The 18,114-nt window shown below is 41.2% G+C and carries 7 protein-coding genes; 1 reads left to right on the top strand and 6 read right to left on the bottom strand.

The features are described 5' to 3' along the window. Positions 1–44 precede the first annotated feature (44 nt). Both NBH15_RS15330 and NBH15_RS15325 read right to left on the bottom strand, forming a co-directional pair. Positions 45–3,332 carry a tetratricopeptide repeat protein gene (locus NBH15_RS15330; RefSeq protein ID WP_250823006.1) on the bottom strand — a complete coding sequence of 1,096 codons (3,288 nt, stop codon included), beginning with the start codon at positions 3,330–3,332 and terminating at the stop codon, positions 45–47. Between the two features lie 10 nt (positions 3,333–3,342). Next, positions 3,343–4,716, bottom strand: a complete 1,374-nt coding sequence (locus tag NBH15_RS15325; RefSeq protein ID WP_250823005.1) for a sugar porter family MFS transporter — start codon at positions 4,714–4,716, stop codon at positions 3,343–3,345. A 161-nt stretch (positions 4,717–4,877) separates the two neighbouring features. Between NBH15_RS15325 and NBH15_RS15320 the strand changes: the two genes are divergently transcribed. Next, a complete protein-coding gene (locus NBH15_RS15320; RefSeq protein WP_048316865.1) occupies positions 4,878–5,765 on the top strand; it encodes an AraC family transcriptional regulator in 888 nt (295 codons plus the stop codon). Positions 5,766–5,914: 149 nt separating this feature from the next. On the opposite strand, the gene NBH15_RS15315 is transcribed toward NBH15_RS15320, so the two are convergent. The 4 genes from NBH15_RS15315 to NBH15_RS15300 all read right to left on the bottom strand — a co-directional run bounded on the left by NBH15_RS15315 (position 5,915) and on the right by NBH15_RS15300 (position 17,978). Continuing rightward, on the bottom strand, positions 5,915–7,630 hold the full coding sequence (locus NBH15_RS15315; protein ID WP_250823004.1) for a RagB/SusD family nutrient uptake outer membrane protein: 1,716 nt from the start codon (positions 7,628–7,630) through the stop codon (positions 5,915–5,917). A 22-nt stretch (positions 7,631–7,652) separates the two neighbouring features. Beyond that, positions 7,653–10,685 carry a SusC/RagA family TonB-linked outer membrane protein gene (locus NBH15_RS15310; protein WP_250823003.1) on the bottom strand — a complete coding sequence of 1,011 codons (3,033 nt, stop codon included), beginning with the start codon at positions 10,683–10,685 and terminating at the stop codon, positions 7,653–7,655. A gap of 145 nt (positions 10,686–10,830) precedes the next feature. Next, positions 10,831–13,914, bottom strand: a complete 3,084-nt coding sequence (locus tag NBH15_RS15305; protein ID WP_250823002.1) for a glycoside hydrolase family 2 protein — start codon at positions 13,912–13,914, stop codon at positions 10,831–10,833. A 92-nt stretch (positions 13,915–14,006) separates the two neighbouring features. Then, positions 14,007–17,978, bottom strand: a complete 3,972-nt coding sequence (locus NBH15_RS15300) for an ATP-binding protein (protein ID WP_250823001.1) — start codon at positions 17,976–17,978, stop codon at positions 14,007–14,009. Positions 17,979–18,114 lie beyond the last annotated feature (136 nt).

Raw genomic sequence — 18,114 nt, 5'->3', positions numbered from 1 at the left:
TCCAAAAATACTATAAAAAGCACTGCTCATGCTATCGGAAAAGATCAGATCATCTTCTGATGTATTTGTACTCCCTGATGGTTGTTATCCATTTCGGCAGCGATATTGAAATATTTCATTGCTTTCTCGTTATTTCCTAATCCCAAGTGGCCTAATGCCATCAGGTAATTACAATGGATACGGTTCTTTTTATTCATATCATCTTCCCATATCTGTAAATCAGGTAAGGATACAGCGAAATAATCCATCTTAAAGACATCATACAGATGCTTTTCGCCATAAGAAATCAGGTTATTAAAGCGTCCGCGAGCCTCTTCTTCACGTCCCAGTTTGCGTAAAGCCAATCCCTGATAGAATATCTTATCCGGTTTCTGATCGTTATAATACATAGCGGCAGCTGGTTGGCTGTTTCCGATGCTGGCAGCCAGGAATAACTCCGTCGCTTCTTCTTTGCGTCCCAACTCTGACAACGCACAGGCTTTATAATAATTGAAGTCGTTTTCCTGTGCACCATATAGTTTGCCTTCGCCCAGATTATGCGGATAGAAGAAACATTCCTCAATCAAAGCCAGAGCTTCTTCATATTTCTTTTCAGCTAATAACTGCTTTACTAATTCTACACGAGCCAGCTGGTATTGTGCCGGAACCTTGCCTTCTCCCCCTTCCCACGGATGGAACTTACGGGCATCGATCATACGGATTGCTTCTTCATATCGTCCGAGTTGATTCAGTAAGGTGAGATATTCCAAATACAAATCATCACGCTGGAAAGCTATATCTTTATGCTTTTCAAGGAAAGCCAGACGGTCTTCATGCGAACGATTCAGGCGTTTATACAATTGATCAAGCTCCATCAGGATACGGGCATCCGTCATATCGAGCGCAAAAGCCTTTTCAAGCAGAGTAACCGCCTCTTCCTGCCTATTCAGCTTATTGAAATAAGCCAGGGAAAGATTACGCAAGACGGTCGGGAAGGTATCATCCTGCTGCATGGAAGTCTCCCAGCAAGTGATTGCTTCCAGATACTGACGCTTGTCGTACCACAAATTACCCAGATAATACAAAGCTTTCGGAGTTTCTGTTGCAAACCCGATAACAGACTGTAGAGCAAGAATTGCCTCCAATACATTCGGGAAACAACAATCAGGCAATTGCTGTTCCGCTTCACGGATAGCCGCCAGGGCTTCTTCTTTACGATCCAGTTGAATCAGGAACCAGCTTTTATAATAATGAAGCATAGTCTGCCCCGAAACATTTTGACTGATAGCCGTTTCAGCCACCATCAATGCTTCCTCCCAACAGCCGGCAGATGCATAATCCAAAGCCAACTCTTCATAATTATGGGCCTCCGGACGCATCAGAGCGAGCAATTCTTTCAGGTCAGCCTCAACTCCGGTAATCAGGTACTTTTCAAAACCACAACCGAAATTGAAATGGTCGATACGCAGAGAATCCTCAATCAAAGCCAGTGCCTCATCCTTCCGTCCCAGATGACGAAGGATAGCCGCTTTCAAATGGCGTCCCCGCAGATTATGCCAGTTGCGAAGTAAAGATTTATCTATTTCATAGAGAGCCTCTTCCCAATCTCCGCGTGCTGCCGATAACTGAGCCAGGGAATAGTAGCCGGCATCCTGCCAGGCTGCATTCCAACAGGCTTTATAGAAAGAGTCATATGCTTCTTCTGTTTTTCCCTGATATTTCAAAGAAAGGCCCAGATTATATAATGGCTCGCCATCATAAGGATTCGGATTACGTTCCGTCAGTGTTTTTACCGCCTGGCGCAGATAAGGTTCTGCCTTGGCAAACTGACCTTTACGAATCAACCACAATCCCATCGCATTATTATTACGCACATCGGTCGCATCACGGCGAAGAGCCTCTTCATAATAATCGGTTGCCGAATAAGTGGCATGGCGATATTGTTCCAGATGCAAGCCTGTCAGATACAGCTGTTCGGTGGTACGCACATCTTTCGGGTCAAGAGCCGCTTTGGCGGGTTCGGGTACTTCCTTAATCACATCGGGTTCCGGTTCCCAGGATAACATCTGCTTCCCTTTAGCGTTACGGATACAGACTTTCACATCGCACAAATCTGCAACCGGAACAAATTCCTCCAGTATATTTTCGGGAGTAATATCACGGGTAATATCCAGACAAACCTCTCCGGCTTTCTCCACGACAATATGCAAATCGTTTTGCACGGAAGTAGCGAAAACTTTCAATAAAGCGCCCTTTCCATCGGGTTCCAGGTTCATCAGAAGGTCAGAAGAGGCATTCTTCACCACACCCAGTTCGCGATAAGGCATGAAGTATTGGGTAAACGTTTTTTCTTCATAAGGCTGAAGCCAGGTGAAGTCAGGCTGATTGTCGGTATAGACACCAGTCATCAGTTCGATATAAGGGCCGTCGGAATCTGTCAGGTTACGATCCCAGGCCTGTCCGAAATCGCCATGTCCCCAGGTCCACTGCTTCTTACCCGGCGAGATATGATGGTTTGCCACGTGAAGCACACCGGCCCGGGTATCATTCTCGTATCCTCCCACAAAGTTATATTTAGAACGGATCGCCATATAAGAGGTAGGAACCGGAATATTCTTATAACGGGAAATATCCACTCCTGCCGAATAATCCATCTTATAATAAGTACCGGTAGCAATCGGATAGCGTGACACATCACGTTTACCATGATCGAATACGGCATTTACATCGGCTGGGAACACCGATTGATAGGCATCATTTACGGCCACAGCCGGATTCGCCCACCAAAGGAACGTCTGCGGTATCGGTGTCGGGTTATACAGTTTACCCTGAATCTCCAGAACAGCCCGTCCCGGACGAAGGGTAAAACCGGCCATCCCTTTCTGATGGAACATACGTTCGCGCTCGCTCACCCAAACGATGGCACTGCCGTCGGCACAACGTTCGATCGTATAATCGATCGGCAGGAACGTACTCGGACGATGATGTTGCGGCCAGTTGAACTCGATTCCACCGGAAATCCACGGACCGGTCAAACCGACCAAAGCCGGTTTAATCACATGGTTATAGTAGATGAAATGGCGGTTTTTGATCTTATCGTATGCCATCTGTACACGTCCACCCAGCTCCGGAAGGATCATAACTTTAATATATTCGTTTTCAAGATAAACAGCATGATAACTCTTTTCTTCGCAGGTATCTTCAATCTTTTCCACTACCGGATAAGGATACACCACTCCGCTGCTTCCCTGGTAAACACGCTTCTCCAGGAACATCGGATTCTTTTCGGCTTTACCAATACCATAGGTAGGAAGAAGGATATCTTCTTCCCACACTTTCACATTCTCAGTCATTTCAGTATATTTATTTTGTTAATTCTTTTTCCAGTTCTTCCAATGTTTTTCCTTTTGTTTCAGGAAGTTTTGCACGTATAAAGAAGAATCCGCTCAAACAGATGGCACCATACAACCAGAAGGTTCCGGAAGCACCCACCGCTTCATTCAATATCGGGAAAGTATATGTCAACAGGAAGCAGGCTGCCCACAGGAAGAATGTGGAGATAGCCATTGCCATCCCACGTATCCTTACAGGGAATATCTCGGAAAGAACCACCCAAACCACCGGTGCAAGAGACATAGCATAGCAGGCAATCGCCATCACTACCAGCAGAAGCATCGGCCAGCCGCTTACTTCAAAAAAATAGCAGGTTCCCAATATTCCATAGATAACAGCAAGCCCTGCCGAACCGACAAACATCAGACTTCGTCTCCCCCATTTGTCAACCGTATAGATGGCTACAAAAGTAAAGATCACATTAGTCACCCCTGTCACTACAATATTCATCAAGACATCCGACACCGCATAACCGGCTTCCGAAAATATCTCATGAGCATAATTAAAGATCACATTGATACCGCACCATTGCTGGAAGATCGCTAATACGATTCCGATAATGAGCACGTTCCGGACACCCGGCTTTAACAGAGCTCCCCAGTTTACTTTTTCTTCTTTCTTATCGGTCAGTTGCGCCAGTTCATCCAACGTCTGATCGGCATATTGCTCTCCGCCGATGCGTAACAGGATAGCCCGTGCCTGGGTCGTCTTTTGCACGGTTGCCAGCCAGCGCGGACTTTCAGGAATAATAAAAGAAAGGATAAAGAACAATCCGGCCGGAATCAGTTCCGCCCAGAACATCCATCGCCAGGCCCACTCGATACTGTTGGCACTCAGCGTTTCACTCCCCTGCGTAAAATACTCTCCGATTTGCCAATTAGCCAACTGCGCCATCAGGATACCCAAAACAATCGTCAGTTGATTCAGGGAAACAAACTTTCCCCGGACAGAGGCCGGAGCGACCTCTGCAATATATACCGGTGAAATGTTCGAAGCGATACCGATACCGAATCCACCGACTATACGATAAATGATAAACCAGTTAAAACTATTGACCGCCCCCGTTCCGTAGGCAGACAATACAAAAAGGAAAGAGGCGATAACCAACATCTTTTTCCGACCGTACTTATCACTCCATTCACCGGAAAGCAACGCACCGGCCAGACAACCGATCAGGGCGCTACTCATCGCCCACCCACGAAGGGCTGCAGAGCCTTCAAGTCCGAAAAAGGGTTCATAAAATATCTTGGCACCTCCGATCACTACCCAGTCGTAACCAAATAATAATCCGCCCATAGCTGAAACCAGGCAAATAAGTAATAAGTAAGCTGTTGTTCGCTTCATGACATTAGTATTAAAGTTATGGTGCAAAGAAACAGGTTTCCGGTTAATAGTGAAATAGATAAAACCGGCCTAAGGATGGACAATCTTTCGATTTACATTCCCCAAATAATAAGATATAATATAAATAATATATCTTTGTGCACATCTATAAATCCAGTACCATGATCAAACTCAAAGACGGTTTTAGCGGAGAACGGGCTCTTGTATTACCTCAGTCTATCGTACAAGAGATGGAAAAAGACGCGCTTTCATCGATCCTGCACATTACGGACATCGGTTATTACCCAAAGGCTCTGCATCATTTCCGTGAACGGAAAGAGCCGATCTGCCAGTTCGTCTTCATTTATTGTATAGAGGGAGCCGGATGGTTCCGTTGCGGCGACCAGGAATATACGGTCACAGCCAACCAGTATTTTATCCTGCCAGCCGGAGTTACGCATGCCTACGGTTCGGATGATACGAATCCCTGGACCATTTACTGGATACATTTCAAGGGGAAGCTGGCTTCTTACTTTGCCGGTCAGGCTAGCCGTCCGATCGAAATAAAACCGAGCGTCCAGTCCCGGATCAGCAACCGAAACGATCTTTTCGAAGAGATATTCCGCACATTGGAGATGGGATACAGCCATGAAAACTTATTGTATGCCTGTTCTGCTTTCCATTATTACTTAGGTTCTTTACGCTATCTCCAACAATATCGTGAAGCAGCCCGTAACGAATCGGATCAGAACGATATCGTTACCGCTGCCATCCATTATATGAAAGAAAACCTGGAAAAGAAAATAACATTAGCAGACCTGGCTACCCATATAGGCTATTCCCCTTCCCATTTTTCCGTCCTGTTCAGCAAGCGTACCGGATATGCCCCCCTGACTTATTTTAACCAATTGAAGATACAACAGGCTTGCCAGCTACTGGACTTTACGGATATGAAGGTAAACCAGATCTGTTATAAAATAGGTATAGAAGATACCTATTATTTTTCCCGGTTATTCAGCAAGGTGATGGGGATGTCGCCAAGGGAGTATAAGAAGCAGAAGAAAGGGTAACCCATTCCCTAACGTTAACTCCACCCATTCCTTAACGTTAACTCCACCCCGGAGATAGTGACGGGGAATTGTAATAAAGCAAGAAAAGTACCCCCCTGATACCGGAAACCTTATTTATTCCCGTATCAGAGGGGCATATAAAACATCAATCAATAACCTTCATTTTGTGTCAATTCAGCTTCCAAATTTGCATCGATAGCAGACTGGGGAATGGGCAACAAATTATTATGTTTCTGGACAGACTGTGCAGAATACTCCCATCCGTGACGTTTGGTACGGTCGTATACCAATCCCATACGTGAGAGGGTCATATAACGGTATTCTTCGCCAAACAATTCGCGAGCACGTTCATCCAACAAATAGTCGATATCCACCAGCCCTTCGGTTGCTGGAGTAGCATTGGCACGAGAACGAACTATATTGATATCGGCTGTTGCAGCACTTTTATTACCTGCTTTCAAATAAGCTTCGGCACGTAACAGATACGTCTCCGAAACTCGGAAAACGTAATAATCGGGGACATACCCGTTGTCTGGTTTTGCATCATGGTGCTTATCCGTACCAAACTTAAAGAAACGAGGGAAATAACGCTCCATCGTATCCATACGGGTAGTCAACCATTCTTTCTTGATTTCATCACCCGGTTTTAAATCAATGATTAATTCTGTTCCATCAGCAAGAATAACCGGCGTTTTATATATAGTATCCATATCGGACTCTACACCGTTGATAATTGGTTTTGGAGCATAAAACTTACGATCAATATTGGCATCCGAATTACGGATGTCATCTCCTGCATTAGCCCAAACATCGTAAATCATAAAATTTGTCGGTCGTAACCATGCAACACCACGGCCTGTCCAATCACGAGCAACACCATCATAACCAAACTTCTTATTCTGCCAAAAAGCAGGCCAAAATGTTCGTTCTATCAGAGGGCGATCAAATACATTCGTCCCTCCCGGGGTATTATATTCAAACTGTATAGCCCATAAACATTCTTTATTGCCAGCCTCCAAATAATTTTGATTCCCCATTCTGAACAAATCCCAGTAAACATCCTTACCGGCTTCATCCATGCGTGAGCCAAAACGCTCAGTCATCAACCGATAATCCCCGTCTGTCCCGTCAATCACACGAGTAGCGGCGGCAATTGCTTTATCATAACTTTTAATACCTCCATTATCTGATAAAGCAATATACAATTCTGTCAACAAATGGTCAGCGGTTGCACGTGTAACACGCCCATCCTGAGTAATCTTTATAGGTAGATATTTTGCGGCAAATTCAGCATCCTTACAAGCGAAATCATATACTTCGGCACGTGTAGCCCGTACAAAATCCAATTTTGGTTCAGTTACAGGCGTATCTAAAATAGGTACTCCCCCAAATAAATTGGCCAAACAACGATAAGCATAACTCCTGAAGAAACGTATTTCGGCCTGTATTTCTTCCTTTTGCCCCTCTTGTGTCCATACTACATTTAAGTTCTCCGTTTGTACTAATAACTCATTACTATTTTTTATGATAGCATAACAAGAGTTCCACCACCGACTAGCTATTCCATCCTGAGATTCTACACGTTCCCAATCATTATATGCCATATCTGAACCATTTCCACGAGGAATCATCAAAACATCAGTTCCTGCTCCCATCAAAATCCAGTCCGCACTACCATCATTGGCATTATAAAGAGCACGCACTTGGGCATACATCTGGTTTATACCTGTTTTAAACTGATTCACATTCAAGAATGCATTATCTACAGTTAAAAAGCCATCCGGATTTTCACGCAGGAAGGCACTATCATTACAACCTGTCAATAACAGACAAGAAAAGCCTACTACTATTGCTATTTTTTTCATAACCATGTCTTTCTTTTAATTATTAAAATGAAACATTTAAACCAAAGCTCACAGTTTTAAAACTGGGGCTTCCTTCTCCAATACGCTGTCCTGCCTCCGGATCAAGGCCTCTCCATCCACTGAATGTCAATAGGTTTTTCCCGGTAACAAAAACACGTGCATTGGTTAGAAATTTTGTTTTATCCAATAATTGCTTGTCAAAGGTATAACTGAAGGTCACATCTTGCAGACGCACAAATGAACGAGACTGGTAAAAGCCTAACCCATATGAATTGTTATAGTTTGCACGTGGTGAGATATTCGACGGATTCTCAGGGGTCCAATACTCCTCATTCAGCCAATTTGCAGCAGGCATCTGATTTGGATTAAACCCTTTACGGTTATCAGATATATAATAATTATTCTTACCTCCTCCGGCTATATAGTCCAAACTGAAAAATAACTGAAAATTCTTATACGTAAACGTATTGCGCATATTCATATTGAAGTTAGGCTTTGTATATCCGATAATGGATTTATCATCTGAGTCAATTTTTCCATTATTATCCAAATCTACAATTTTCACATCACCCGCTTGCATATTGTATTTATCCATATACTCTTTATCACTTTCCTGAACAATTCCGTCCGTAGTATATGTGTAAACTGCCCCAAGAGATTTTCCGATGAACCATCCGTTGCTTAAGTCATCATCCTCGATACCGTCTCCATCCGAATCAATACCATAAAGAGATTTGATTTTATTGCGATTTAACCAAAAAGAAAAATCAGTGCTCCACTGGAAATCTTTTGTTTCAATGTTAAGGGAATGAAGCCCTACCTCAATACCCCAGTTAGATACTTTTCCCATATTGTCCAAAATCTTATTATAACCACTGGTTGTCGGCAAACGACGTTCTACAAGTAGATCATTCGTATTCGAGTTATAATATTCAATATTTCCACTCATACGGTCATTGAAAAAGCCAAAATCCAGACCTAAATTGAAGGCATTCGTACGTTCCCATCCTAATTTCTTATTTGCCAACGAATTCTGATAAAGAGTTTTTAGATATTCTGTTCCAAAAATATATCCTCCTGAACCGACCTTTGGAAAAGTTGAATAACTATCTATGGAAGGATTCCCGTTTTCACCGTAAGAAAGACGTAGTTTCAAATAATTCAACAGGTCATTCTTCAGAAAGTCTTCTTCAGAAATAGTCCAGGCCAAAGCCACTGATTTGAAGTTACCATATTTGTGCCCTTCTGCAAAAGCCGAATATCCATCACGACGAAAACTAGCCGATACATGATAACGGCTACGCCATACATAATTGGCACGCAGCATATAAGCCAATTGAGAAGTCTGACCTTTCCAGGTATCGACTGTTCGCTTCGTCGGATCTCCCATCTCCAGCGCATCATATCCCAACACCGTAGTTCCGGCTTGTTCAAAATCGGATGCTTTAGCTTCAGAACCATCACTGTGCGAACGTTGACGCTCAGACATGAAAGTCAGGTCAATTTTGTGTTCCCCAAAAGCACGGTTATAATTCAATATCTGATTAATCAACCAGCTTTTAGAGTTACTGTTTTTATTGTAACCGTTTGCATTTTTCAGAAATTGCGAAGGATCTCTCAATTCGTTCTCTTTTAATGTATTCACATACTGGTCTTCGTGATAAAAACGAGCTTGCTGAGTTTGGTTTACGTTATAAGCCCCATTAATACGCCAGCTCAAACCTTCGACCCAAGGCAAACGTATATCAAGGAAGCTTTTTGCGCTAAAGCCATAACGAATATCTTTATCATCTATTCCATTTGTTGCCCACATCGGATTTCCCCAAGTCGTATTACCACCCGGATAACGTTCCATTTTATCTTCAAAACCGGCAAAGGTTGAATTCATAAATCCCCACGGACCAATGTAAGTGGCCGTATACATATCGGGGGATACACCGGAATAATCGCGTTCATTTCCACTTAAATTAACACCGGCTTTTATCCAATCGGTCAAATTTGCCTCCATTTTAGCCAATAAAGAAGTACGGGCAAACTTATCTCCTATCATTAGCCCTTCCTGATTCAAATAATTGGCCGATACATAATAATTGAATTTTTCATTCGCACCCGAAACACTTAGCTGATAATTCTGAGTAGGAGCTGTTTGAGTTGTCTCATCAAACCAATTGATATCCGAACCAGCCTTATAGGCATCATATTCTTTAGGTCGAAGTAAATATTCCGGTTCCAAATCTACTCCGGACGCACCTTCGGCACGGGCATAATCCTGTTTGAATTTGATATATTGTTCCCCATTCATCAACTCTGGTTTGCGCGTCCAACTTTGAATACCGTAATTCATACTGAAATTCAATTGAGGTTTGTCGGTTTTTCCGCGTTTAGTCGTAACGATAATAACACCGTTGGCGGCACGCGATCCATATACAGCGGTAGAACTCGCATCTTTCAATACATCGATACTGGCAATATCCTGCGGATTCAGTTGTGCAAAATCACCCCCGATAATACCATCGACAACCAATAAAGGACTAGTTCCCGCTTTTATGGAGTTTTGTCCACGAATACTGAAACTAGGAGTTGCGCCAGCCGAACTACCCATACCAATATTCATACCCGGTAAAGAACCTTTCAACGACTCAAGCACATTGTTGTTAGGTGACATCATTACCGGCGAATCCTCCAATTTGATAGAAGCCACAGCTCCTGTCAAGTCTTTCTTAGTTGAGGTACCGTAACCGATTGCAACAACTTCCTGCAAAGCTAAAGCACTTTCCGACATGGATATATTCAATGTTTGCGTCTCCACTTTTTTCTCCACAGTCTCCATTCCTATATAGGAAAATTGAAGCACATCTCCCCGATGTGCTTCAATGGAGTAAGCTCCATTGACATCAGTCACAGTTCCATTTTTACTGCGTAGATTAAAAACATTTACACCAGGCAACGTTCCTTCCCGATCGGAAACCGTACCGGTTACTTTCTGAAAATTTTGCGCAACACCTTCGCTTAGTGCACATAATAGTATTGCCAAGATTAATAAAACTCTGTTCATAGTACTAAATTTTTAATTTAAAATTACCGGAAACAAATGTATAGTTCACATAAGTACCTTTATTAAAACAAATCACTTTCCAATTAAAACAAAATAACAAAACCTGTAACACAAATTCACCAAACACTTCATATCATCCTAGTCCTCAATTCTTTTCCAAAACACGTCCGATCATTTGCGTAAGTACAGGAGTCGTATCTAATTTTCCATCCAATGTTAAAGAACAGATTATCCAACTACCCTTTCCTTCTTTTTTCTCTCCCATAACCATCTGATCACGATACGTTAGTACCGGTGTAAAATCGTTAGCTGAAAACAAACGGAATCTATGCCGTTCCGGAGCTTTTTGCACAGAAGAATAAGTATATTTCAAATCTGTTGAACAGCTTCCTGTAAGCCAACGATGACGTTCGTTACGAAAAACAATCCAACTGTCCTTATCCGAAGAATCAACACAAACTCCATTCATAAGTTTGTTTATCACCGGAACAGCCTCTTTTAATACTAACACGTATGATCCCGCTTTTACCGCTTCTTCAACCTCTTCTTTCTTTGAAACAAATAATAGACTATCAGCCACGATAACGATATCATCCGAGTGTATCTTTCCTTTTTTCACCACATCCTTTATGCCAAAAGAATGAATAATAGCTTCCGCATTTTTGCTTTCTCCAATCTGATATACACGTGTCCTGTTTTTAGGCTTCACAGAAGGGAAAACAGTACAATCCATCTTTTCATCATGAAGCATCTTCCCTTGTTTGTCAAAAAGCCCTACACGGACAACCAATGAAGAACGCCGATTCACTTCAGGCATTACTACCGGCAGAAATCCTTGAAAACAACTACCTTCTTTTACTGGCGGAACTACAGCCGGAGCACAACCGGAATTAATCATTTTTCCATTTAATTCGAGCGTATATTTCAATATCGATTCGGGAGTTGTTTGCGTATCATTGCAAATCCAAACTTGAAAAGGGTGTTTCTCTCCACTAAAAAAGGCATTGCGTTCCGATTCTATCTGTACTGATAAAGGGGTCAAAGCATCCCGATAAACAAACCATGCAGGTTTAGGGGTACGCTCACAATCCATAATAGCTTTCATCCAGCCATTTGGCCAAGCATCAATAAAAAGATGTACTGCAAATGAATTCATTCGGGGCATACGCCGGAAAGCACGAACGACTTTTCGTATTCCCCATTCCTGATGTTGCTGGCTTTCTTTCACCCAACCCTCCATCGTTTTTTGAGTCTCAAACCAATTCCAATGCATCTTGAACGTCTGTTCTCCAGAATGTTTGCTTCGCATATATACGGGACTCCATGAACCATCAGGCTCGGTTTTTAGCCATTCAACCGGATATTTCCGCTTCATCAAGTCTACCGGATCAAGCCCTTCTGCACCAAACTCCCCACAACCATACATCCAATCTTTACTTACCGGCATCCAGGCACCTCGGCACATATCGGGTAATTCTATACCGTGTCCGTCATACCAGATGTTATAACAATGATTATCCGGATAACCATTGCTGGGAGCCTGATAATCTCCATCAACATATTTCACAGCCCGATCGGGATTTTCATTATGAACGACAATATCCAGCGCATCAAATAAGCGTTCATAAGCATATCGACTGATCGCATGAGCTTTTACTTCCGCCATCGGTTCATTTAGATAACTCATCAAAATTACAGATGGATGATTACGCAATACACGTTCTATGTTACCTGCCTGCTTTAATATTTCCGTATATTGTTTCTGGTTAATATAAGCGAATAAAGGTAGGTCCGCTTGCATCATCATACCTAAACGGTCAGCATATTCATACACCTCTTTCTGTACAATACGCTGGGTGGTACGGATAAAATTCATATTTGTCAATTTAGCCAGTAACAAATCGTCAACCAATCGTTCCCAATCATGTCGCATAACATCTTGTTGCAAAAACCCCATTGTATTTGTTCCGCGAAGCCGTATTTCCTGCCCATTCAAATACATCCTCCCTTTAGGAGAACTATTTCCCGCTATAAGAAACTCACGCATCCCAAACTGTTGTTTCCTGTTATCCAACAAAATACGCCCCCTTTTATCATATAAGGAAACCCGCGCCTGATATAGCCAGGGAGAGTTTGGCTCCCATAAACGCAACAAATCTTTGGGAATAGGAATCAAAGTACGATTAAGAATCCGTCCTCCTTCTACCCGGACTTCTTTCGTTTGTTTTTCAACCACACAATATTCAAAATTCTGTCCATACAAGCTATATTCCAGCAGAAAGTCGTCAGCTTTTTCTCCATTATCCAAATCAACTTCCACCCATAATTCTACAGCGGATTGCTCCAATAAAGGGCGGCAAAATACATCTGCAATATAAGGTTCGCTCCGTGCTTCAATATAAAAATCCTGATATATTCCAGAACCAGCTGGACAACAGGTCCATCCAGAAGAAGGATCATCCCAACCGGGACTGTTACTGGCAGCCAATTTATTTCCCCAATAACGCGGATTTCCCTCTCCTCCCAACATGGAATAATCATTTCTAATCTTCACTAAAAAAATATTTTTCCCCGGACGCGTATATTTTCTGATATTGAATTCAAATTCATCCAACATTCCTTCATGGAAACCGACATGATGCCCGTTAACATATGCATCCGTGTAATAATCCGATCCATTGAAATGCAACATTAGAACTGGTTTTGAAAAAAAATCAGCAGGAATATCCACTTCGACCCTGTACCAGGCAGTAGAAATCCCCTGCGGGCCATGATAATAAGGGATCATTACATTTTCCCAATTTCCTCTACCTTCAAGAAGTCGATTAAAATCAGCACAATCTTCCGGTTGTTCATAACGAAACTGCATACTATCGACCGAAAGCCGTAATCGTTCATCCTGAAAAGCAGGAGTCAAATCCTGCAAAAAAGGGCGATACCGGTTTCTCAACTTTTCAAGCGATTTCTCTAAATCTCCTGAAGTCATAATTTTATTTCCTGCCGAAAAACGACACGAGTTATTACCTGCCCAAGTCAAGAATTTATCGGCAGGTAAAGCCTGTGGCAAAATGGTATCCATTGGTCTCCCGGAAAGAATCTGTTGCCCATGTTCTGCAATAACTGTATAAAAGTCTTTCTCCGCCTGATTTTCTTGGGCATAGGCTACCTTTCCTCCCCAGTATAAAAAAATCACCAACACGATTCTACAGTAAATACTTTTGTTTATCATACTAATAGATTTAAATTCTATCCCAAAAGTAATACTGAAGAACCGAACCGACTGCTACAAATCCAAAAGCAGATAACACAAACTCCGACTATTCATAACACAGAATCGTCTTTATCCTCCATTTGAGCGACATACTCTGAAGGTAATACTCCGAATTCCTTCTTAAAGCATTTGGTAAAATAAGAAGGATTGTTGAAGCCTACACTATAAAGGACTTCCGTCACCATATATTTTTTACTCCTCAACATGGCTGCTGCACAATTTAATCGATAAGTACGTATATATTGATTTACAGAAAGGCTGGTAAGCGTTTTCAATTTTCTGTATAACTGGTCATGTCGCATATGTAATTCTTCTCCAAGTTCACGAACAGACAAATCCGGTTTATCTTTATGTTTATCTATCGCAGCATTAACCTCTTTCAAAAAACGATCTTCCAAGGACTCAGTGCCTCCTCTCTTTTCATCATGCAATACAGAAACCGGAACCGCTATCTGATATTTATATTTTAAAAGCTTCCTGCTACGTAACAAATTCGCCACTTTCGTCAATAACAACTGACTGTTAAAAGGTTTCTCTTCAAATAAATCGACTCCGGCATCCCAACATTCCAAACGGGTTTCGACGGTATTTTTCGCAGAAAGAATAATAAAAGGTATGTGAGATGTCAACATATCCCCTTTTATATTCCGGCATAAGACAAGTCCGTCTATCTCCGACATCATCAAATCCGATAAAATAATATCCGGTAGTTCCATCCTGACAATCTCCATAGCATGTTTTCCGTCCGAGGCTTCCAACACCTGATAGAAAGGAGAAAAGAGCTGCCGCAAATAATCTCTCATCTCTTTATTATCATCTACGACCAATATACGCATAATATTCTCCTTTTCCTGCAAAGTATCGTCTTCACCCTCTTGTGCACTATTCCCCATATCATTAACAACAACAGGTAAAGAAAGACGGAAAGTACTACCTTTCCCCGACTCACTAATTACTGAAATATCTCCCTCCAATAAATTCACATAATGTTTTACCAAAAATAATCCAATTCCAGTTCCCCGATTATCCGGTGCAATACGATAATACCGATCAAATATATGTGGTAAAGCAGCTGCCTGTATCCCTACTCCCGTATCAGCCACAACCAATTCCAGTTTATTGTTATCTATTGAATAACTGACAGTCACATTCCCTCCTTCAGGTGTGTATTTAACAGCATTCGAAATCAAATTTTCCAGAATAGACTCTAACTTATTCCTGTCGGTATATATAGTTGAAGTTTCTTTATTTTCAATAAGAGAATGAATACAAAAAGAAAGACCTTGCCGTTCTGCATACTCCTTAAACGGAGCAATAATCTCATAAAGAAGCTGATGTACGGAATACTCCTCAACAGAGAGTACTGTATCTTCTCCTTCCGTATCCCGATAGTTCAGTATTTTATTGATCTTTTTTAGCAACAAATCACCGTTCATATACATTGATTGCAATCTGGGAAAGAATATATGAGGCATTTCTGGATGCTTTAACAAATCGCTCAACGGAGTAAGCAACAATGTTAAAGGGGTCTTCAAATCATGAGATATATTGGTAAAGAAACGAATCTTTTGTAAATATACTTCCTCTTCCTTTTGCTGCTCTACATCCTGTAATCTCCTAAGATAACGCGACTTATACCTTTTACGGAAATAAAATATAAGACAAATTACTACTGATAAGAACAATACACAATAAATAACTCTCGCATAAATCGTATTCCACCAGAATTCTTTTTTAATGATAACCAATTCTTTTTCTCCTGAAAAATTATCTGGGTCATTTAATCTGACATGTAATGTATATTTCCCGGAAGGTAAATTTCCATACATTGCGGAAAATGTATTTAAATCGGTTTTATTCCAATAATCTTCCAACCCTTCCATACGATAAAATAAAACATGCTCTCCATAAACATGAGGAGAAAAGGCAGAAAACAAAAAACCGATATTAACATTACCGGGAGGTAATATCAACGTATCTGCATAATTAATCGCTTTGTTTATCTGTACTTCCCCTTCCGGATCATCAGGAACGACAGTCTGTCCGTTCATTTGTAAAGAGCGGATCAACGCTCTTCCTTCTCCCTGACTTTCCTCTACTTTAGCCGGATCAAAAGAAAAAAGTCCTCCGGATGTTCCAACTAATAATCCCCCCGTATTATCGGAATATATCCCATAATGAATAAATTCCGTCAAATATCGACTGACATAAAGTTTCAACGGATTGAAAAATAAAAGTCCTTCATGAGAACAAATCCAAAAATTACCATCCGAACTTTCCACTATGCCTGATAGAAAATAACCGTCTAGTTGGCTGATACGCTTAATTTTACGTTCCGGATTTTCTTTCTCCAAATAAGCCAATCCATTCGTCATACAAATCCAGACACGTTTATCATCCTGAAATAAAGCAGTCGCTTGTACGGGCTCTTCACCAATAAAAGAGAAATGCTCCATATCTGTAATAAATCCGGACCGATCTAAATCAAAATGAAACAAACCGGCATTAAACGTAGCCATCCAATACCCCTTACCCTCTTTATCCTTTTGAATGCAACGAACATTCAATTGTAATAGGGAATCACCGGGAAATACCAGAGAACGAACCTGCTTTCTATCTTCATTATATAACCAGACACCACTCGCACTGGTACCTATAAATAATTCATGTTCGTTATAACGGGAAATGGAATATATACGTTCATGTTCTATCTCAGAAGGAAAAACAGACATATATTTACGCGTTTCCATATCATACAACCGAAGACCTTCTCCCCATGTACCGACATATAAAAAAGGAGTTATTGAATCTGTATATAAAGTCCATACGGAACGAAAAGAAAGATCGACCGTTTGGAATGTCATCTCCCGCATATCATAATAACAAAGACCGCTACCATGCGTTCCTAGAAAAAAACCGGACCGATACTTATCTTTACAAACAGTCCATACCACATTGGAAAATAAATTGGATACATTTTCCTTATTTTGAAATTGGCAAAAAAGAGGAGAAGTAAACATAAAACGAACAACTCCTCCCAACCATGTGCCAACCCATAAATTACCGGAATGATCCGTTTTAAGTGAAATAACATAATTCTGATTTATTCCCGAAATAGGTAATTTCGTTTGCTCTACCCGAGCATAAGACAACGTATTGAAATCTACCTCGAAGAGACCATTTCCCTCCGTGCCTATATAAACTTTGTCGCTACAAATTTCCATAGAACGGACAAGACCTATTTCTTCAGCAAACAACGGATCACCCACCCAACGTTTTCCTTTTTTTCGGAAAACTACAATTCCGGAGTTTGTCCCGACCCAAAGTTCTTTTCCATTTCTTAAAAGAAAAGAATGGGAGGATTCTGCACTGAATAGCATTGCTGTTTTTTCGACAACAACGGTTTCCTCAGTGCGATGTACAGTTACCATCTGATTCGATTGAGTTGCAACAAATAATATATCATCTATTTCCGCTAAAGCATTAATCGAGGGAAAAGAATAAGTGACCCGATGAAATGTAATTTCATCAGAATCAGTCAGCAATGTCCTATAATCTTCCACATACCATAAAGCACCATCATCCCCTCCAAACCAAATCTCCCCTTTCCCTGTTTTCAGGATAGTGTTAACACTTTGTATCTGAGCACAACTTCCTTTAACAGAACGAATACTACTTTTATACTTATTGAAAAGAAAGAGCCCTTTATCGCGCGAACCTATTAATAAATGATAGTTGTCCAGTTCGACAATGACAGTAAGATTATTAGAAAATCCTGGAGTATTCTGTGTATTATAATTAGAAAAAATATTTCCATCAAAAATAGATAAACCTCTATTCGTACAGAAATAAAGATATCCCTCGCCATCCTGTCCGATAAAATCAACTGTATTCGAAGCCAATCCATCCTGCTGATTATAAATCAACCGACGAGAATCACCGTTAGAAGCAATCCCGTGTAAACAGTCCGACAATAAGAACAAACAACAAATTACAAATTTCAGATGTATCTTTTGTAACATAATGATATACCCTTTCTCCTTTTGATATTGCTGCAAAAATAATATAAACACAATAAAAAACACGGATAAGACAAATTTGTACTACTGTTCAACCGAGAATTTACTACTCATTTCAGGTAAAGTAAATTACTTTTGC

It is taken from the genome of Parabacteroides caeci (genome assembly GCF_023656795.1).
GTDB lineage: Bacteria > Bacteroidota > Bacteroidia > Bacteroidales > Tannerellaceae > Parabacteroides > Parabacteroides segnis.
Note: the sequence above shows the minus strand (reverse complement) of the source record. Positions and strands in the feature narration are given on the sequence as shown.